The organism is Novosphingobium cyanobacteriorum, from assembly GCF_029436685.1.
GTDB classification, from domain to species: Bacteria; Pseudomonadota; Alphaproteobacteria; order Sphingomonadales; family Sphingomonadaceae; genus Novosphingobium; species Novosphingobium cyanobacteriorum.
The window spans coordinates 136,449-155,823 of sequence record NZ_JAROCY010000008.1; the positions used below are offsets into that span (position 1 = coordinate 136,449).

Annotated in this window: 17 protein-coding genes; 11 read left to right on the plus strand and 6 right to left on the minus strand. The window is 65.6% G+C overall.

The features are described from left to right. The first annotated feature begins 180 nt into the window (after positions 1 to 180). On the plus strand, positions 181 to 1,788 hold the full coding sequence (locus POM99_RS10360) for a M28 family peptidase (protein WP_277277450.1): 1,608 nt from the start codon (positions 181 to 183) through the stop codon (positions 1,786 to 1,788). A gap of 18 nt (positions 1,789 to 1,806) precedes the next feature. Then, entirely contained in the window at positions 1,807 to 2,856 is a 1,050-nt protein-coding gene (locus POM99_RS10365) for an agmatine deiminase family protein (protein ID WP_277277452.1), read from the plus strand. Between the two features lie 30 nt (positions 2,857 to 2,886). Here the strand turns inward: POM99_RS10365 and POM99_RS10370 are convergent, their stop codons facing one another. Further along, positions 2,887 to 5,979 (minus strand): Calx-beta domain-containing protein, encoded by a 3,093-nt coding sequence (locus POM99_RS10370; RefSeq protein ID WP_277277454.1) that lies wholly within the window; start codon positions 5,977 to 5,979, stop codon positions 2,887 to 2,889. Positions 5,980 to 6,353: 374 nt separating this feature from the next. Between POM99_RS10370 and wecB the strand changes: the two genes are divergently transcribed. After that, a complete protein-coding gene (gene wecB, locus POM99_RS10375) occupies positions 6,354 to 7,475 on the plus strand; it encodes a non-hydrolyzing UDP-N-acetylglucosamine 2-epimerase (RefSeq protein ID WP_277277456.1) in 1,122 nt (373 codons plus the stop codon). Then, positions 7,465 to 8,781: a UDP-N-acetyl-D-mannosamine dehydrogenase gene (wecC, locus tag POM99_RS10380; protein WP_277277458.1), complete on the plus strand. Its 1,317-nt coding sequence runs from the start codon at positions 7,465 to 7,467 to the stop codon at positions 8,779 to 8,781. Before wecB ends, wecC begins: the two co-directional genes overlap by 11 nt. Before the next feature lie 142 nt (positions 8,782 to 8,923). Here the strand turns inward: wecC and POM99_RS10385 are convergent, their stop codons facing one another. The 4 genes from POM99_RS10385 to POM99_RS10400 are packed head-to-tail and all read right to left on the minus strand — an operon-like array spanning position 8,924 to position 11,586. Further along, positions 8,924 to 9,853 (minus strand): sterol desaturase family protein, encoded by a 930-nt coding sequence (locus POM99_RS10385; protein ID WP_277277460.1) that lies wholly within the window; start codon positions 9,851 to 9,853, stop codon positions 8,924 to 8,926. Continuing rightward, the gene (locus POM99_RS10390; RefSeq protein WP_277277462.1) at positions 9,850 to 10,320 is read right to left on the minus strand and encodes a hypothetical protein; all 471 of its coding nucleotides are present in this window, start codon (positions 10,318 to 10,320) and stop codon (positions 9,850 to 9,852) included. Before POM99_RS10390 ends, POM99_RS10385 begins: the two co-directional genes overlap by 4 nt. An 18-nt stretch (positions 10,321 to 10,338) precedes the next feature. Then, a complete protein-coding gene (locus POM99_RS10395; RefSeq protein ID WP_277277464.1) occupies positions 10,339 to 10,773 on the minus strand; it encodes a protein tyrosine phosphatase family protein in 435 nt (144 codons plus the stop codon). A 3-nt stretch (positions 10,774 to 10,776) separates the two neighbouring features. Next, the gene (locus tag POM99_RS10400; protein ID WP_277277466.1) at positions 10,777 to 11,586 is read right to left on the minus strand and encodes a TerC family protein; all 810 of its coding nucleotides are present in this window, start codon (positions 11,584 to 11,586) and stop codon (positions 10,777 to 10,779) included. A 289-nt stretch (positions 11,587 to 11,875) separates the two neighbouring features. Between POM99_RS10400 and POM99_RS10405 the strand changes: the two genes are divergently transcribed. From POM99_RS10405 to POM99_RS10435, 7 genes are all read left to right on the plus strand, one after another. Beyond that, a complete protein-coding gene (locus POM99_RS10405) occupies positions 11,876 to 12,691 on the plus strand; it encodes a cold-shock protein (protein WP_277277468.1) in 816 nt (271 codons plus the stop codon). Positions 12,692 to 12,884: 193 nt separating this feature from the next. Next, positions 12,885 to 14,078: an aspartate aminotransferase family protein gene (locus POM99_RS10410; RefSeq protein ID WP_277277469.1), complete on the plus strand. Its 1,194-nt coding sequence runs from the start codon at positions 12,885 to 12,887 to the stop codon at positions 14,076 to 14,078. Next, entirely contained in the window at positions 14,075 to 15,019 is a 945-nt protein-coding gene (argF, locus tag POM99_RS10415; protein WP_277277471.1) for an ornithine carbamoyltransferase, read from the plus strand. Before POM99_RS10410 ends, argF begins: the two co-directional genes overlap by 4 nt. Before the next feature lie 11 nt (positions 15,020 to 15,030). Continuing rightward, entirely contained in the window at positions 15,031 to 15,939 is a 909-nt protein-coding gene (hslO, locus tag POM99_RS10420; protein ID WP_277277472.1) for an Hsp33 family molecular chaperone HslO, read from the plus strand. A gap of 126 nt (positions 15,940 to 16,065) precedes the next feature. Next, a complete protein-coding gene (locus POM99_RS10425; protein ID WP_277277474.1) occupies positions 16,066 to 16,476 on the plus strand; it encodes a hypothetical protein in 411 nt (136 codons plus the stop codon). Between the two features lie 52 nt (positions 16,477 to 16,528). Next, positions 16,529 to 17,230: a 7-cyano-7-deazaguanine synthase QueC gene (gene queC, locus POM99_RS10430; protein WP_277277567.1), complete on the plus strand. Its 702-nt coding sequence runs from the start codon at positions 16,529 to 16,531 to the stop codon at positions 17,228 to 17,230. Further along, a complete protein-coding gene (locus POM99_RS10435; RefSeq protein ID WP_277277476.1) occupies positions 17,202 to 18,755 on the plus strand; it encodes an MFS transporter in 1,554 nt (517 codons plus the stop codon). The genes queC and POM99_RS10435 overlap by 29 nt, the downstream gene beginning before the upstream one ends. On the opposite strand, the gene POM99_RS10440 is transcribed toward POM99_RS10435, so the two are convergent. Next, on the minus strand, positions 18,756 to 19,292 hold the full coding sequence (locus POM99_RS10440; protein ID WP_277277478.1) for a superoxide dismutase family protein: 537 nt from the start codon (positions 19,290 to 19,292) through the stop codon (positions 18,756 to 18,758). Between the last annotated feature and the right edge of the window lie 83 nt (positions 19,293 to 19,375).

Here is a 19,375-nt window from a genome sequence, read left to right on the forward strand (position 1 = left end):
GTCCATCTCCTGCCGATGCCCTTTCGCCAGCCGCGCATCAAGGCGGGATGACTCCGCTTGCGCGCCCGATGCGGCTCTGCCAGTTACATTCGCAATCATCTCTATCGTCTTCCCGGAGAGTTTTTCCTGATGCATCGCAAGGCCTTGCGCGCCATTTCCTGCTCCCTTGCCGCCCTTGCCATGGCGGGTTCGGCGCTCGCCGCCGCGCCAAAGGTGCCGGCGGTTGACCAGCAGGCGATGCGCGACACCATCAAGACTCTGGCCTCCGATGCATTCGAAGGGCGCGGCCCCAGCACCCCGGCCGAACAGAAGACGCTCGACGAGATCGTGAAGCGCTTCAAGGCGGCGGGCCTGCAGCCGGGCAACAACGGCAGCTGGCTGCAGGATGTGCCGATGGTGGCGATCACCGCCAGGAATCCCACGCCGCTGACCGTCACCGGCGGGGCGCAGCCGCTGTCGTTCACCGGCGGCAACGATTTCGTGATCGAAAGCTACCGCGTGGTGCCGCATACCGAGATCAAGGACAGCGAGCTGGTCTTCGTCGGATATGGCATCAACGCCCCCGAACTCGGCTGGAACGATTATGCCGGGATCAACATGAAGGGGAAGATCGCGGTCATCCTCGTCAACGATCCGGACTACATGATGGAGGGCGAGGACGGCCCGTTCCGCGGCCGCCGGATGACGTGGTATGGCCGCTGGCCCTACAAGTACGAGGAAGCCGCGCGGCAGGGGGCCAAGGGCGCGCTGATCGTCCACGATACCTTCCCTGCCGCCTATGGCTGGAACGTGCTACAGTCCAACTGGCTGCAGCGGCAGAACTTCGTGCAGAGCGCGAACGATGGCATGGACCAGACCGAGGCCAACGGCTGGATGCAGAAGGGCATGGCGGAAGCGATCTTCAAGGCGGCGGGCAAGGATTTCGCCGCGATGGTCGCCGCTGCGGGGCAAAAGGGCTTCAAGGCCGTGCCGCTGGGCGTGAAGGCCAATGTCTCCTTCGACAACGAGTTCGAGAAATCGTTGTCGCACAACGTGATCGGCATCCAGAAGGGCACCAGGCGGCCCGATGAGGTGGTGCTCTACAGCGGGCACTGGGACCATCTTGGCCACTGCACCCCGGATGCGAAGGGTGACGGCATCTGCAACGGCGCGGTGGACAACGCCACCGGCATCGCCGCGCTGGCCGAACTCGCCGCCATGAACCGCCGCGCCGGGCCCGCCGCGCGCAGCCAGGTGTTCCTGGCGGTGACGCTCGAGGAATCGGGCCTGCTCGGCTCCGAATGGTACGCCCAGCACCCGGTCTATCCGCTGGCGAAGACGGTCGGCGGGGTGAACATGGATGCGCTCTATCCCACCGGCCCTTCGCGCGATTTGGCGGTGACGGGGGGCGACAAGTCGGACCTCACCGCGATCCTGCGCGGGGTGGAAAAGGACATGAACCTGGTGGAGACGCCGGAGGACCATCCCGAGCGGGGGCACTACTATCGCTCCGACCATTTCAGCATGGCCAAGCGGGGCGTGCCGATGTTTGCCGTGGGCCGCGGTACCGACCTGATAAATGGCGGAAAAGCGGCCGGTGAGGCTGCTTCCGAGGACTATACCAGGAACCGTTACCACCAGCCGAGCGACGAATATTCCGACAGCTGGGACATGTCGGGTATCGCGCAGGAAGTGGAACTGTATTACCGGCTGGGGCGCAACCTGGCGGACGGATCGGCCTGGCCGAACTGGCACGCCGGGGACGAGTTCCGCGCGGTGCGTGACAAGAGCCTTGCGGAAGGCAAGTAACGGATTCGGAAGGATACTATGACCGAAGGCGTGATGCGGATGCCGCCTGAATGGCATCCGCAGGACTGGCTGTGGATCGGCTTTCCCCATCTGGCGGAGGAGTGGTCCGGCGTGATCGACGCGGCGCAGGCGCAGATCGGCGCCTTTGCCAGCGCGGTGGCCGATTCCGGGCAGCAGGTGCGCCTGATCGTGCGCGATGCAGCCAATGAAATGCGTGCAAGATCAGTCACTTCCGCCGCCGTCACGCTGGAGCGGCGGACCTATGGCGACGTGTGGGTGCGCGATACCGGGCCGCTGGTGGTCAATGGGCCGCAGGGGCAGCGGGCGCGGCTGTTCCAGTTCAACGGCTGGGGCGGCAAGTATCTGATGGAAGGGGATAAAGAGATCGGCGCGGACCTTGCCGCCAGCGCCGGCCTGCCCGCCGACCGTTGCGACTGGGTGCTGGAAGGCGGCGCGCTGGACAGCGACGGCACCGGCCTTGTCGCCACCACGGAGCAATGCCTGCTCAACGAAAACCGGTACATTGAGAACGACAGAGACGGGGTTGAAAACGACTTAAAGGGGGTTGAGGCCGACAGAACCCCCTTCAAGCGCGACAGAGCCAGCCTCGAAAACCGGCTTCACCGGGACCTCGGCTTCGACCGCGTGCTGTGGCTGGGCGATGGCCTGATCAACGACCATACCGACGGCCACGTGGACAACCTCGCCCGCTTCGTCGGCTCCAACCGCCTGGCCGTGCCGCGCGCCACCGGCCCCAACGACCCCAACGCCGCGATCTATGCCGATGCCGCCGCAAGGGCGCGCGACTTCGGCGTGGAAGTGGTGGAAGTGCCTTCGCCGGGCCTGGTGGAGATGGGCGGCATGGTTCAGCCCGCCAGCTACATGAACTTCGTGATCACCACGCACATGGTGATCGTGCCGGTGTTCGGCACCGTGCACGACGATGACGGCGTGGCCGCGATCGCCGAGCTGTTCCCCGGCCGCGCGACGGTGGGGCTGATGGCCGATGCGGTGCTGATGGGCGGTGGCGGCTTCCACTGCTCCAGCCAGCAGATGCCGGCGGCCTGACCCTACGCATCGGTCAGGCCGCTTCAGGCGTCAGGCTACGATCAGGAAGTCCGCCGCCGTCAGCGCCGGATGGGCGCCCGTTCCGAGCAGGGCGAAGGCGACCGCCGCGTTGCCGCCAACGCCGTCGGCATCGTAGGACAGGACGCCGGAGGTGGTGTTGTAGATGATGATGTCGTTGGCATCGTTGCCTTCGGTGATCCCCGCCCCGGCAACGAACTGGCTGGCGGACAAGGCGCCATTTGCCGTGAAGGCCTGGAAGATCGAGCGTGACAGCTGGATCGTGTCCCCTTCCGAGGCGACGAAATCGACGATGGTGTCGCGGTTGCTGGTAGCGTTGAGCACGGAGTCGAATACGAAGGTGTCGGCGCCCAGACCTCCGGTAAGTGAATCCCGTCCGGTGCCGCCGTACAGGATATCGTCGCCGGTGCTGCCGTTGAGGATGTCTCCACCGGCGAGACCGAAGATCGTATCGTCCCCACCCGCGCCCGAAAGCGTATCCGCCTGGCGGGTGCCGGTGATCACTTCGTTGAGCACGTCCTGCACGGTGATGTGCAGCGTCTGCTGATCGACGAGGGTGCCATCGCTGACCTGCACGATCACGTCATAGGTGTTGTCATTGCCGACATCGGCTGGCGCTTCGAAGTTCGCGGCCTTCAGTAGGGAGAGCGTGCCGCGCGTGGCGTTGATCGAGAAAGCAGCGGCATCGGCCCCGCCCACGATCGAGTAGGTCAGCGTCGCGCCAGCGTCGGGATCCCGACCGATCACGCGGGTAACCGCCAGCGTGTTTTCGGCGAGGGCGATCGAGGCATTGGCGCCCGCACCGTTGCTGCGGATCACTGGTGCTTCGTTGACGTTGGTCACCGTGACGGCGAGGGCCTGGCTATCGGTAAGAACGCCATCGCTGGCGGTGACCACCACATCGTAGATGTTGTTGCCACCGGCATCGAGCGGCCGTTCGAAGTTGGGCCGGGAAATGAACGCCAGCGCGCCCGTGGACGATATCCTGAACAGCGCGGCATCGGCCCCACCGGTGATGCTGTAGGTCACGGTTGCGCCGGCATCGTCGTCCACCGCGACGACCTTGGTCACCGCCGAGCCGCTTTCCGCCACGGCAACCGCCGCCGTGACGCCGCCGCCATTGCTGGTGATGCGCGGTGCATCGTTGGCGTTGGTTACGGTGACAGCAATCGCCTGACTGTCGGTGAGCACGCCGTCGCTGACCTGGACGATCACGTCATAGACGTTGTTTGCGCCGGCATCGCCGCGCGCCTCGAAGTTGGGCGCGGCCTTGAACGAGAGCGCGCCCGTGGCGCTGTCGATCTGGAACAGCGCGGCATCGGCTCCGCCGGTAATCGAGAAGGTGCGGGTTGCGCCGGCATCGGGATCGGTGGCGGTGACGGTGGTCACCGCGCGGCTGTTTTCCGCGATGGAGACCGCCGCGTTTACGCCGCCGCCATTGCTGGTGATCGTGGGTGCTTCGTTGACGTTGGTAAGCGTGATCGCAAAAGCCTTGCTGGCGGTGAGCGCGCCGTCGCTGACCTTTATGGTGACGTCGTAGACCCGGTTTGCCCCGGCATCACCCGGCGCTTCGAAATTGGGCGCAGCCTTGAATGACAGAGCGCCGGTATTGGCGTTGATCTGCAAGAGCGCCGCGTCCGCGCCGCCGGTGATGGAATAGGTCAGTTTCGCGCCGGCATCGGGGTCCGTGGCGGCGATGGTGGCGATGGCGGTGCCGTTTTCGGGCGCGGAGAGCGAGGCGCCGGTGGTGAAGCGCGGCGCCTCGTTCACATTCGTGATGGAAACGGCAAGCAGCTGGTACGAACCGAGCGTGCCGTCGCTGACCCGCACGGTAAGGTTGTAGACGTTGTTGGAGCCGACATCGCCGGGCGCCTCGAAATCGGGCGCGGCCTTGAACGAGAGTACACCCGTGGCGACGTCGATATTGAACAGGCCGAGATCGTCGCCGCCGACGATGGAGTAGGCGAGCGCGCCACCAGCGGGATTGGTGGCGGTGACGGCGGTGACGGCGGTGCTGTTCTCGGCCACGGTTGCGGTGGCGAAGCCCTTGCCTTCGTTGCTGGTGATCAGCGGGCCCTCGTCGTCAAAGATCGTGCCGATGGCCTGGCTGTCGGCAATCGTGGCGTTGACCGCGCCTGACAGGTTGAGCTTGAAATCGATCGTGCCCCGGGTGCTGTCATCATCGTTGATAGGCACCTGGATTACCTGCACCGTTTGCCCGGGCGCGAACTTGAGGACGCCGCTGGTGGCGATGTAATCATATCCGGATGATCCACCGCCGCTGGCGGTGCCATTGGCGGTGGCATAGTTGACGCTGACGGTCTGGGTGCCGGGGGCGCTGAGGCGGACGACGAAGTTGGCATAGCCGCTGGCTTCGTCGACGATGACATCGGCGATGGAGATCTGCGGGCTGGTGACGGCGGTGGCGTCGTTGGCGGCGATGGTGGCGGTGGCGCGCGGGGTAAGGGTTGCAGCGTTGACGAAGCCGGACAAGGCGAGGCCGAAGGTCTCGTCGCCTTCGGCAACGGTATCGTTGGTGAGGGCGACGGAGACGGTCTTGACTGCTTCGCCCGCGGCGAAACTGAGGGTGCCGGACTGGGCGACATAGTCGCTGCCGGCCTTGGCCGACCCATCCTGCGTGGCGAAATCGATGGAGACGGTGGAATCGCTGGGGCGATCGAGCGTGATCACGAAGGTGGCGGTGCCGGTGGTTTCATCCACCACGATGTCGCTGACCTTGGCGTTGGGCGTACCGACCGGGGCATCGTTGTCGTAGATCGTGCCGGTGGCGACACCATCATAGATGGTGGCATTGACCGCTCCCGACAGGTTCATGGTGAACTGGTGAAAGGGTTCTTCCCAATAGGAATCGTCGTTGATCTGGACCTGCACGGTCTTGGTCAGCTCACCCGGTGCGAACTGAATGGTGCCGCTGGTGGCGATGTAATCATATCCCGATGTTCCGCCGCCGCTGGCGGTGCCATTGGCGGTGGCGTAGTTGACGCTGACGGTCTGGGTAGATGCGACGTCGAGCCTTATCACAAACGCCGCAAAACCAGCGAGTTCATCGACAATAACATCGCTGATGGAGATATTCGACGCCATGACTGATCCCTCTTGTTACGAATCGTAACATGGTAAACACTGTCATCAGCATTGTTGGTTATAAACCATTTTTTAGGTTGCAGGGTGGGTCAAGATATCCGAATGAACGTAAGTTCATGTAATGTAGATTTTATTTTTTACGATCTAGGATATTCCCGTTTCTGGGGATTGATTTGGGAGCGGGTTACCGCAGGAATCCGAGAACTGAATGGACGAGGGGCGGTCTTCCGATTTTACCGAAATGGTTATTTTGTGGCAGGCTTGGCTATAGCTCGAGCGTCGTTTCAGTGCCTTGGTCCAAGGGGCGAAATTCAACCCACCTTCTTCCCCTCGTGGTTATGGCCCCTTAACCCTCTTTGGGTAGGGGGTGGGGCATGACCAAGACCATACTCGTCGTGTTCGGCACGCGGCCCGAGGCGATCAAGATGTTTCCGGTGGTCCATGCGCTGAAGGCGGATGGGGCGTTCCGGGTGGTGACCTGCGTTTCGGCGCAGCATCGCGGGATGCTGGACCAGGTGCTGGAGATCGCCGGAATCGCGCCCGATCATGATCTGGACCTGATGAAGCCGGACCAGACGCTGGACGGCCTGACCGCCGCGCTGCTGACCGAACTGGGCAAGGTGATGGACGCCGAAAAGCCCGACTGGGTGGTGGTGCAGGGCGATACCGCCACGGCCATGGCGGGGGCGCTGGCCGCCTATTACCGCAAGGTGCCGGTGGCGCACGTGGAAGCGGGCCTGCGCAGCCACAACATCTATCACCCCTGGCCCGAGGAGGTGAACCGCAAGATCATCGGCACCATCGCCGCGCTGCACTTTGCCCCCACCGAAACCAGCGCCGCCGCGTTGAAGGCGGAGAACGTGGATGCAGGCGCGATCCATGTGACGGGCAACACGGTGATCGACGCGCTGCAGTGGGTTTCAGCGCGGATCGAGGCGGAGCCGGCGCTGGCGGGCGGGCTGGCCGATCTGGAAGCGCGGTTTGCCGGACGGCGCATAGTGGGCGTGACCAGCCACCGGCGCGAGAACTTTGGCGGCGGGCTTGAGGCGATTGCCGGCGCGATCCGCGACATTGCCGCGCGGCCCGATGTGGCGCTGATCTTTCCGGTCCATCCCAATCCCAACGTGCGGCGGGTGATGGAGGCGGAACTGGCGGGGCTGGACAACGTGGCGATGATCGAGCCGCTGGACTATCCGCATTTCGCCCGGCTGCTTTCGATCAGCGAGATCATGCTGACCGACAGCGGCGGCGTGCAGGAAGAGGCGCCCGCGCTGGGCAAGCCGGTGCTGGTGATGCGCGAGACGACCGAGCGGCCCGAAGGCGTGGAGGCCGGAACGGCGCGGCTGGTGGGCACCGATCGCGCACGCATCGTTACCGAAATCTTCACCCTGCTGGACGATAAGGCGGCCTATTCGGCCATGGCGCGCGCCCACAACCCATTCGGGGACGGGCAGGCGGCGCGGCGCATCGTGGAGCTTCTTCGTAATGCAGGGTGATTCCAAGCCGCAGGTCTGTGTCGTCGGGCTGGGTTATATCGGGCTGCCGACGGCGGCGATCATCGCCCGTGCGGGCTGCCCGGTGCTGGGGCTGGACGTTTCGCAGCATGTGGTCGACACGATCAACCGCGGCGAGATACATATCGAGGAAGTGGACCTGGACGGCCTTGTCCACGGCGTGGTGCAGCGCGGGCTGCTGCGTGCCTCCACCCAGATCGAACCGGCCGACGTGTTCGTGATCGCGGTGCCGACGCCGTTCGAAAAGGACGGGCACCACACGCCCGACATCTCGTATGTCCTGGCGGCCGCCAGCGAAGTGGCCGGCGTGCTGAAGGCCGGGGACACGGTGATCCTGGAATCGACCAGCCCGGTGGGCACCACCGAGCAGATGCGCGACCTGATGGCCGGGCTGCGGCCGGACCTGAAATTTCCGGGCAAGACGCGCGAGACGCCCGACGTTTCCATTGCATACTGCCCCGAACGCGTGCTGCCGGGGCGCATCCTGGAAGAGCTGGCCAACAACGATCGTTCGATCGGCGGGATCACCCCGCGCTGCGCGCGCAAGGCGCTGTCGTTCTACAAGCGCTTCGTGCGCGGCACCTGCGTGACCACCGATGCCCGCAGCGCGGAAATGACCAAGCTGGTGGAAAACGCATACCGCGACGTGAACATCGCCTTTGCCAACGAGCTTTCGATCGTGGCCGACCGCATGGGGTTGAACGTGTGGGAGGTGATCCGGCTGGCCAACCGCCATCCGCGCGTGAACATCCTGCAGCCCGGCCCCGGCGTGGGCGGGCACTGCATTGCCGTGGACCCGTGGTTCATCGTGGCGAGCGCGCCCGATGACACCCCGCTGATCCGCACCGCCCGCAACGTGAACGACCAGAAGATGCACCACGTGATCGAGCGCGCGACCACGCAGATCGAAAACCTGGTGGCGGTGAACCCCAAGGCGCGGGTGGCGTGCCTGGGCCTGGCGTTCAAGGCCAACATCGACGATTTCCGCGAAAGCCCGGCCCGCTTCGTGGCGGCGCGCATCGCCCGCAAGTTTGGCGATCGGGTGTCCATCGTGGAGCCCTATGCCGCGACGCTGCCGATCGAATTCACCGACACGGGCGCGCGCCTGATCGACCTGGATACCGCGCTGGAAACCTGCGACATGCTGCTGGTGCTGGTGGACCACGACGTGTTCCGCGTGGTGCCGCTGGCCGAACGCGCGGGCAAGATGGTCTATGACACGCGCGGCATCTGGCCGGACCAGCCCGAACTGGGCGTGCCGGGCGCGGGACTGCGCATGGTGGGGTGAGCGATCATCGTCGCCTGGGATATGAAGCGGCGGGCCGGGTGCCCGCCGTTTCTGCATCTGGCCAAGGCAACCGCAGAGGCTGCGCGTAGCCGGAGAGCCCCCACCCCCCGACCCCCTCCCCTGAAGAGGAGGGGGAGCCCGGTCAGGCTTCGGTGTCCAATTGCTGTCGCCACCGCTCCCTGATCGCGTCGGAGCTATCCCGGCTCCCATCATGGCTCCAGCCGGGCGGGCGCAGGAGGTAGCTGAGCTTGTGGCGGAAGGGGGCCTTGGCGAGGTCCTTGAGCAGGGCTTTCCATTCGTGGAACGCGCTGTGCAGCAGGCCGAATGTGCCGAGCTGGCGGATGATGCCGTAGCGGGGCGGGTCTTCGTCCAGTTCGGGGGCGAAAGTGCCGAACAGGCGGTCCCACACGATCAGCACGCCGGCATAGTTGCGATCGAGATAGCGGGGGTTCACCGCGTGGTGGACGCGGTGGTGCGAGGGGGTGTTGAGCACCGCTTCAAGCCAGCGCGGCAGGCGGCGCACCGCTTCGGTATGGATCCAGAACTGGTAGACCAGGTTGATGCCGCCCACGGTGACCAGCATCGCCGGGGGAAAGCCGATGAAGGCGGGCCAGATGCGGAACGCGAAGGAGAGCGCGGGAAGCGTTGTCCACGGCTGACGCAGGGCGGTCGACAGGTTGTAGTGCTGGCTGGAATGGTGGTTCACATGGGCCGCCCAGAACCAGCGGACGCGGTGGGCGCTGCGGTGGAACCAGTAATAGTTCAGGTCATCAAGCAGGAAGCAGCCGATCCATGACGCGATGCCGATGGGCCACGCGACAGGCACGGTGAACACGCGGTGGGCATAGGCCCAGGTGGCGGCGGCATAGATCGTGGTGGCAAAGACGCCGCCGATCACCGTGCTGCCAACGCCGAGGGCGAGGCTGGTCCAGGTGTCCGCCGGTTCATAGGCATCGGGCCTGTGGCGCGCGGCCCAGAGCATTTCCAGCACGATGGCGATGATGAAGAAGGGGATGGCCCAGACGACGATGTCGAACGGCTGAAGCCCGGAGGCGGGGAGCTGCGGCTTCATGCCCTGCCTCTGCCATGGTGCCCGAGATCGCGCAGGCTGGCGGCCCAGTGCTGCGCCTGCGGGCCGAGATCGAGCGTGATCGTGCCGAAGTGCCGGTCTGGCGTGGACAGGGTGATGAACTGGCGATCCAGCCGGATGCCTTCGTGCGTGGTCAGTTCCCGTGCGGCGAAGCGGGCGCCGTGGCGGCGGATCAGCAGGATGCGGCCCTGATCGTTGCGGGCGAGCGCGCCGATGCGGGCGCGGTCCAAGCCGATGGCGCTGGCGCGGAAGCCGCAGATCGCATCTTCGGCCAGAAGGCGCACCTCGTCCTCGCTTTCCAGGCGCACATCCTGCCCCAGAGCAAGGCCGCGCGCCATGGCGGTGAGCGCGACGATGGCGAAGAGCGAGAGCAGCGCCTGCGCCATCAGCGGCGCACCGGGATGCGCCAGCGCGGCGGCAATCGCCGCCTTCACCGTTTCCACCTGCATGCCCCCCTCCCGTTCCGGTCAGCGGGCCTGCGCGGCCAGCATGTCTACCTGCGCGCGGATGGGCGCAATGTCATAGCCGGCGCCGGCGGCCTTTTCGGCGATCTCTGCCGGGTGCATGCCGGTGCGCGCCATGGTGAGCGCCCACAGCAGGGTGGAGCGGGTGCCCGAGCGGCAATAGGCGAGCACGGGAGCGTCACCCGCCTGTTCAAGCGCCTGCGCCATGGCGTCGAGCTGGGGCATCGAGAAGCCGGCGTGGCTGACGGGAATGGCGACATAGGCGATCCCGGCCTCGCGCGCGGCGGCCTCGATCTCCGCGCCCGGGGTCTGGTCTTCCGATTCGCCTTCCGGCCGGTTGTTGATGATCAGCCCCACGCCGAGGGCCCTGGCCTCGGCCACGTCGGCCAGGGTGATCTGCGGGCTGGCGTAGGTCTTGGCGTCGATCTGGCGGAACATGGGTTATTCCTTGCTGGCGGCGCGGCGGGCTTCACGCCGGGCTTTGCCGATGATGTTGAGCAGTTCGACCGCCACGGAGAAGCCCATGGCGGCATAGATGTAGCCCTTGGGAATGTGCACGCCGAAGCCGTCTGCCAGCAGGACGAGGCCGATCATCACCAGGAAGGCCAGCGCGAGCATGACGAGGCCGGGGTTCTTCTCGATGAACTTCGCCAGCGGATCGGCCGCGACCATCATCAGCGAGACGGTGGTGACGACGGCGGCGATCATGATCGGGATCTCGTCGGTCATGCCCACGGCGGTGAGAATCGAATCGATCGAGAAGACGAGATCGAGCGCGATGATCTGGGCAATGGTGCTGCCGAAGTTGGCGACCGCGACTTGCCCGGCGGAAGGCTCCCCCTTGTGATCCAGCAGGGTGCCGCTGGGTTCGGGATCGATGTTGTGGTGGATCTCCTTCGTGGCCTTCCACAGCAGGAACAGGCCGCCGGCGATCAGGATGAGGTCTCGACCGGAAAGCGCGGTTTCGAACGTGGGTTCGCCGTGCGGGCCGGGTTTGCCCGCTATGCCAAGGTCGATCAGCGGCGCCTGCAGCGTGACGATCCAGCCGATCAGCGTGAGCAGGCCCAGGCGCAGGATGAGCGCCAGGGCAAGGCCGATGCGGCGCGCTTTCGCCTGCTGTTCCGGCGGCAACTTGTTGGAAAGGATGGCGATGAAGACGAGGTTGTCGATCCCCAGCACGATTTCGAGCACAACCAGCGTGAGGAACGCCGCCCATGCGGAGGGATCGGAAAGCAGTGCGATGATATCCATGGGCGCTGTTCTGCCCAAAGCGGGGCCACGGGGCAATCCGGAACGGCAGGCAAACGGATGCGGGCATGCAAAATGCTGCCAATAGGCCACGGTCAACACCGTATTTCCGGCTAATCGGCGCAAAATCGCGGAATCCGTTAGCGCAGCGTGATTTTGTTGATATAGTCGCGCCCGCAATGGAGAGGCGCCGGGTTCGTCCGGCTCGGATTCCCTTGTCGTGCCGCCGGCTCCCGCTTCCGGCCTGCGGCGCCCGGGAAAGCAGGGGCGGAACGAAGGTTTGTTGGTTTTTATGGGTTTTGACAGAGGGCGGCGGGGTCGCGGACGCGACAAGCGCGACGGTTTCGGCGAAGAAGGCTTCGATCCCTATAGCGGTGGCGGCGGTGGCGGCTTCGGCGGCGGCGGTTACGACCGCGGCGGCTTCGGTGGCGGCGGCGGCGGTTACGGCGGCGGTGGTCGTGGTGGCTTCGGCGGCGGCGACCGCGGCGGCTTCGGTGGCGGCGGCGGTGGTGACCGCGGCGGCTTTGGCGGTGGCGGCGGTGGTCGCGGCGGCTTCGGCGGCGGCGATCGCAGCGGCGGCGGTGGCGGCTTCGGCGGCCCGCGCGGCGGCGGCATGCCTGCCCAGGTCGTCGGCACCGGCAAGGGTGTCGTCAAGTTCTTCAACGGCCAGAAGGGCTTCGGCTTCATCCAGCGCGAAGACGGTGGTGAGGACGTGTTCGTCCACATCAGCGCCGTGGAACGTGCCGGCCTTGAAGGCCTGGCCGAGGGCCAGCAGCTCGAATTCAACCTGGTGGACCGTGGCGGCAAGATTTCCGCAGCGGACCTGCAGGTTGTGGGCGACGTGATCCCCGTGGCGGCCAAGCCAGCCGCGCCGCAGCGTTCGCTGACCGGCGAGAAGGCGACCGGCACAGTCAAGTTCTTCAACGCGATGAAGGGCTTCGGCTTCATCACCCGCGATGACGGCCAGCCCGACGCATTCGTGCACATCAGCGCCGTGGAACGCAGCGGCCTGCGCGAGCTGAACGAAGGCGACAAGCTGGAATTCGACCTCGAAGTCGATCGACGAGGCAAGCACTCGGCGGTCAACCTCGTGCCGATCCAGGGTTGATCCCGATTGCATCGCTTCCGGTAGACTGACCGGCAGCCTGCAAAGACATACGCGCACAGATGGCGGTCCCAGGGTCCTTCAAACGGACTTGCGGGGCCGCCATTTGTCGTTTCGCGATTCCCCTTTTTCCATCCGGACAACGCCAGTCTGCTGCGCCATCCGGAACATTCGTTGACTTGAACAGGAGAGCCCCATGTCGATCACCCCGTTGATGCCCGTGTACCCCCGGTGCGGCGTGCGTCCGGTGCGAGGCGAGCATTGCCACCTGATCAGCGAGGACGGCACGCGCTATCTCGATTTCGCCAGCGGCATCGCGGTGAACCTGCTGGGCCATTCGAACGAGCACCTGATCGGTGCGATCCAGAAGCAGGCCGCCACGCTGATGCACGTGTCGAACCTCTATGGCAGCCCGCAGGGCGAGCACCTGGCGCAGCGACTGGTGGACCTGACCTTTGCCGACACGGTGTTCTTCACCAACAGCGGGGCCGAAGCCGTGGAGTGCGCGATCAAGACCGCGCGCGCCTATCACCAGCATGCGGGCAACGACGAAAAGTATGAACTGATCACGTTCAAGAACGCGTTCCACGGCCGCACGATGGCGACGATCAGCGCATCGAATCAGGAAAAGATGCACAAGGGCTTCCTGCCTCTGCTGCAGGGGTTCAAGTATGTCGACTTCGACGACCTGGAAGGCGCGAAGGCGGCGATCGGGCCGAACACCGCCGGCTTCCTGGTAGAGCCGATCCAGGGCGAGGGTGGCATCCGCGATGCGTCCGACGAATTCCTGAAGGGCCTGCGCGCGCTGTGCGACGAGCATGACCTGATGCTGATCTTCGACGAGGTGCAGTGCGGCGTGGCCCGCACAGGCACGCTTTATGCCTATGAACAGTATGGCGTGGAGCCCGACATCATGGCGACGGCCAAGGGCATTGGCGGCGGCTTCCCCATGGGCGCCTGCCTTGCCACCGAAAAGGCGGCGCGCGGCATGGTGATCGGCACGCACGGCAGCACCTATGGCGGCAATCCGCTGGCCATGGCGGCGGGCGAAGCGGTGCTGGACGTGGTGGCCAACGAGGAATTCCTCGGCACCGTGAAGGCAACCGGGGAGCGGCTGCGCGGGCGGCTGGAACAGTTCATCGGCAATTATCCGGATCTGTTCGAGCTGGTGCGCGGGCGCGGGCTGATGCTGGGCGTGAAGATGAAGGTGGAGCCGCGCGGCTTTGTGGCGCACATGCGCGACAACCACCAGCTGCTGGCTGTGGCGGCGGGGGACATGACGTTCCGCGTGCTGCCGCCGCTGGTGATCGGCGATGCCGAGATCGACGAGTTCATGGAAAAGCTTTCGGCCGCGTCGGAAAGCTATAACCCCGAGGCGCCCGCGACATGAGTAAAGCAAGTTTCTCGGGCAGGCATTTCCTGAACCTGTCGGACGCCGGCGGCGATGCCGTGGCCGCGATGCTGGCCGATGCGATGGACCGCAAGGCCGCGCGCGAGGGGCTGCCCAAGGGCCTGCCGGACGCGGATGCGCCGCTGGGCGGCCACGTGCTGGCCATGGTGTTCGAAAAGAACTCCACCCGCACCCGCGTGTCGTTCGACATCGCCATGCGCCAGCTGGGCGGCAGCGCAGTGATCCTGGATGCCGGCACCACGCAGCTGGGCCGGGGCGAGACGATTGCCGATACCGCCCGCGTGCTGAGCCGCATGGCCGATGCGATCATGCTGCGCACCGACGACCATGCGAAGGTGGAGGAACTGGCGCATTACGCCACCGTTCCGGTGATCAACGGGCTCACCGACCTTTCACACCCCTGCCAGATCATGGCGGACCTGCAGACCGTGCTGGAGCATGGCAAGGCCCTGCCAGGGCTGGAAGTGGCGTGGCTGGGCGATGGCAACAACGTGCTCAACTCGATCGTCGAGGCGGCGGGCCTGATGAAGTTCAACGTGCGCATCGGCGTGCCCGAAGGGTATGAATGCGACCAGGGCTTCATCTCTTGCGCAGAGGCGGCGGGGGCGGGGATCAGCCTGCATCGCGATGCCGCCAGTGCGGTTGCGGGTGCGGATGTGGTCGTGACCGACACCTGGATCTCGATGGGGCAGGCCCATGCCGAGGCCAAGCTGAAGGCGATGGAGCCGTATCAGGTGAACGAGGCGCTGATGGCCAAGGCCAAGCCCGACGCGCTGTTCCTGCATTGCCTGCCCGCGCATCGCGGTGAGGAAGTGACCGACGCGGTGATCGACGGCCCCCGTTCCGTGGTATGGGACGAGGCGGAGAACCGCATCCACGCCCAGAAGGCGGTGCTGCGCTGGGCGTTCGGCCAGATCTGAGGACTGACACGATGACTGCCGAAGTGCGAGCCGACGGCGAGACCGGATTTGACCGGACGCTGTTGTTTACCGTGCCCGACAAGGATGCGCGTGGACGCGTGGTGCGGTTGGGGCCGGTGCTGGACCAGGTTCTCTCCGCCCACGCCTATCCCGCGCCGGTGCGCAACCTGCTGGCCGAGGCGCTGGTGCTGGCGGCGCTGCTGGGTTCGCTGCTGAAGGACGAGAGCGGCCAGCTGACCATGCAGGCGCAGACGCAGGACGGGGTGATCGACCTGCTGGTGGTTGATTATCGCGGCGGTGAAGTGCGCGGCTATGTCCGCTATGACAAGGCCCGGCTGGATGAACTGGGCCCGGCACCCACGCTGCATGCGCTGTTCGGCGATGGATACCTTGCCATCACCTTTGACCTTGCCACCACGGGGCAGCGCTACCAGGGCGTGGTTCCGCTGGAAGGGGAAACCCTGGCGCAGGCCTGCGAAAGCTATTTCTGGCAATCCGAACAGGTGCCGACGCTGATCCGCGTGGGGGTGAAGAGCACGGCCGAAGGCAATGTGGCGGGTGGCCTGCTGATCCAGCACCTGCCCGAAGGCGAAGAAGGGCGCGAGCGGCTGCATGCGCAGCTGGACCATCCGCACTGGGAGCACATGGCGATCATGGGCGGCGCGGTGCGGGCGGACGAACTCACCGATTCGACGCTGTCGCTGGAAAGCATCGTCTGGCGGCTGTTCCACGAAGAGCGCGAAGTGCGCGTGCAGCAAGGGCACGAGCTGGAACGCGGCTGCCGCTGCACGGTGGAGCACTATCGCGAACTGATCGGCCGGTTCTCGCCCGACGACCGCAAGGAAATGAAGAACGAACAAGGTCTTATCGTGGTGGACTGCGCGTTCTGTTCGCGTGATTTCATCATCGATCTTGATTGAACACGTTTCACTTCGGTTCGTCCCCCAAAAAGAACAGTCTGGCGCAGCCGGCGGCTTGCTGTATGATGGAGCGGCCCGGCGGAATGCGCGGGGACGGGATGACGGATGGTGGCGGTGGACCGGCGATTGCGGACAATTCTGCGGACTGGTGCGATCACCCTTGCGCTGACGCTGGGTTGCGTGGCCGCCAATGCTGGCGCCCAACGCGTTACCGCCGCAATGCTGGACCGCCTTGAACCCGGTGACTGGGAAGTGCGCGATCGCGACGGCAGCGGCGAGCGTATCCGGCTGTGCATCGACAGCGGTCGCAGGCTTGTCCAGATCCGCCACCAGAACGAAACCTGCCGCAGCGTGGTGGCAGAAGATACGCCTGGTGCAGTGACCATCGCCTATTCCTGCCCGGGCAACGGCAATGGGCGAACCCGCATCCGCTTTGAAAATCCGCGGTTGGTGCAGTTGGAAACGCAAGGCATCGCAAGCGGGCTTCCGTTTGAGTTCACGGCCGAAGCCCGCCGCATGGGCAATTGCCCGCGCTGAGCGGATCGGCGGGATTGCCACCGCCGCACTGGACGGCTAGCCCAATGGCATGATGGACGATGTGGGCGCGGGCGCAGGCCCCTTGGCGGTTGTGCTGCTGTCGGGCGGGCTGGATTCGATGGTCTGCGCCGCCTTGGCGCAGGAACAGGGTTTCCGTGTGCTGGCGCTGACCATCGATTACAACCAGCGGCATCGGATCGAGCTGGATTCGGCGCGTCGGATTGCCGATCGGCTCGGTGTCGAACGCCACGTGATCCTGCCGATGGACCTGCGCCAGTTCGGCGGATCGGCGCTGACCGATGCGATCGATGTGCCCAAGGATGGGGTTGGGGACGATATTCCGGTCACTTATGTGCCTGCGCGCAACCTCGTGTTCCTGTCGCTGGCGCTTGCGTGGGCAGAGGCGGCGGGATCGAAGGATCTGTTCATCGGCGTGAACGCGCTCGATTACTCCGGCTATCCCGATTGCCGGCCTGAATTCGTCGCCGGTTTCCAGGACCTGGCGCGGATTGCCACGAAGCTTGGCAGCGAAGGCGGCACCGTGACGGTTCACGCCCCGCTGCAGCACCTGAAAAAATCCGAAATCGCGCGCGAGGCGGTTCGCCTCGGGCTCGACACGAAGGAAAGCTGGTCATGCTACGACCCGCTGCCCGATGGTCGCGCCTGTGGTGAATGCGACAGCTGCCGCCTGCGGCGCGCGGGATTCGAGGAAGCGGGGATTGAGGATGGTACAAGCTACGGCGGGGGAACCTGACCGCGCGGGCGAGACTGCGAAGGCCGACGGCTATGCCTGGTATGCCCTGGCAGTGTTGGTGCTCGTCTACATGCTCAACTTCATCGATCGGCAACTGCTGACGATCCTGGCGGTCGACATCAAGCGCGACCTCGGCATTTCGGACGCGGATTTCGGCTTTCTCTATGGCACCGCGTTCGGCGTTTTCTATGCGCTGTTCGGCATTCCGCTGGGCAAGCTCGCCGACCGCTGGTCGCGGACCGGGCTGCTCTCGCTGGGGCTGGCGGTATGGTCAGGCATGACGGCGCTTTCCGGGCTGGCGGGCAATTTCTGGCAGCTTGGTGCGGCGCGTGTGGGGGTCGGCGTGGGCGAAGCTACGGCCGGACCCTGCGCTTATTCACTGCTGGCGGATTACTTCCCGCCCCGGCGCCGGGCCACGGCCGTGGCGATCTTCTCCTCGGGCATCTATCTGGGCGGCGGGGTTTCGCTGTTCATCGGTACGTCGATCGCGATGTGGTGGAACAGCGCCTTTGCCGTGGGCATGGCACCGCTGGGCCTGGCCGGATGGCAGGCGGCCTTCCTTGCCGTGGGCATCCCCGGCGTGCTCCTGGCGCTGTGGGTCAGGAGCTTGCGCGAACCCTTGCGTGGACGGTTCGAAGGCCTGGCGGAGCCGGCGGCGGTCGACCCGGGCCGTGAGGTATGGCGGGGCTTCGTCCGCGATCTTGGGGCGATTGTTCCACCCTTCACCCTCTTTGTCGCACTGCGCCGGGGGCCGGCGGCCGGTGGGGTCAATGCGCTGATCGCGTTCAGCACGGCTGGTGCGGCAATCGGGCTGACCATTGCCCTTGGCGATCCGGCGCAGTGGGCCGCGCTGGGTGTGGGCGTCTATGCCGTGGCCTCATGGGCCATATCGCTGCGCCATGATGACCGTGAAGCGTTCGACGCCATCTGGGCCGCGCCGGCGGTGGTGGGGATCAACGTCGGCTATGGCCTGATGTGCGCGGTGACCTATGCCAGCTCTGCATTCGGGCCGCTGTACGCGATCGAAAGCTTCGGCGCACCGGCGCGCACGGTTGCATTGGTCGTCGGTGGTTCGGCGGCGGCAGGGGGTGCGCTCGGCGTGATAGCGGGCGGAGCGATCGGGGATCGGGTGGCCGCAGACGGACGCCATTCGCGCCGCGTTCTGGTGGTGATCGGCGCGCTGATAGCCTCGCTCGCGCCCTATGGCCTGCTGCTGGTAACGCATTCGGTAACCGTGCTTTACTGGACGGTCTTTCCGATGTGGTTCGTCATGAGCATGGCTCTGGGCAGCGCATCCGGCACGATCGTCAACATCGTGCCCGCGCGCGTGCGGGGAACGGCCACGGCCGCGTTCTTTTTGGGAGCGACGATGATCGGGCTGGCGCTGGGGCCTTATGCCGCCGGCAGGCTTTCGCGCGAGTTTGAAAGCCTGCGAACCGGGCTGGCGCTGATCCTGCTGGCGCTCCCGCCCGCGGTGCTCTTTCTGGGCATCGCGTGGCGGGATCTGGTTCGCAAGGAGCGGTGATCAGCCCCGCGTGAACACGCCACAGGCGATCCGGGCGCCGCTGTTGCCGGACGGATCAGTTTTGTAGTCGTCTGCGGCGGCGTGGATGACAAGCGCGGTGCCGTCCGCATCGAAGATTGCGGAGGCAAGGCCGTTCCAGTCGCCGGGGATGGTGAGGGTGGCCGTTCCCGTCCCGTCAGCCTGGACCACGATATTCGGCAGGTCTCCAAGGTGAGGCCCTGCGGGATTCATCGAACCGTGCTGGTGCATGGCGGGGTTGAGATGGCCAGCAGCGGTGGTGAAGGCAGGCCCCTCGCATTTGCCAACGGCGTGGAGGTGGATGCCATGTGGCCCGGAGGCCAGCCCTTGTGCCGAAACGGTCAGCGATACCGCGCCTTGGGATTCTGACAAGGTGGCGCGGCCGGCAGGTCTGCCGTCTGTGCCGACAATGTCGGCGTGGGCCAGTGTCGTCAGGCCAGGCGCAGCGGACGTGGTTGCGCAGGCCCCTGTTCCCAAGGCTGCGGCCAGCAGGGTTGCGATGTGGAAGGTGCGGCTCATCGTTACATTCTCCTGATTGACGATACGGCCATTAACGAAAAAGGGGCCGGATTTCTCCGGCCCCTTCTCGTTCGTGGCCATAA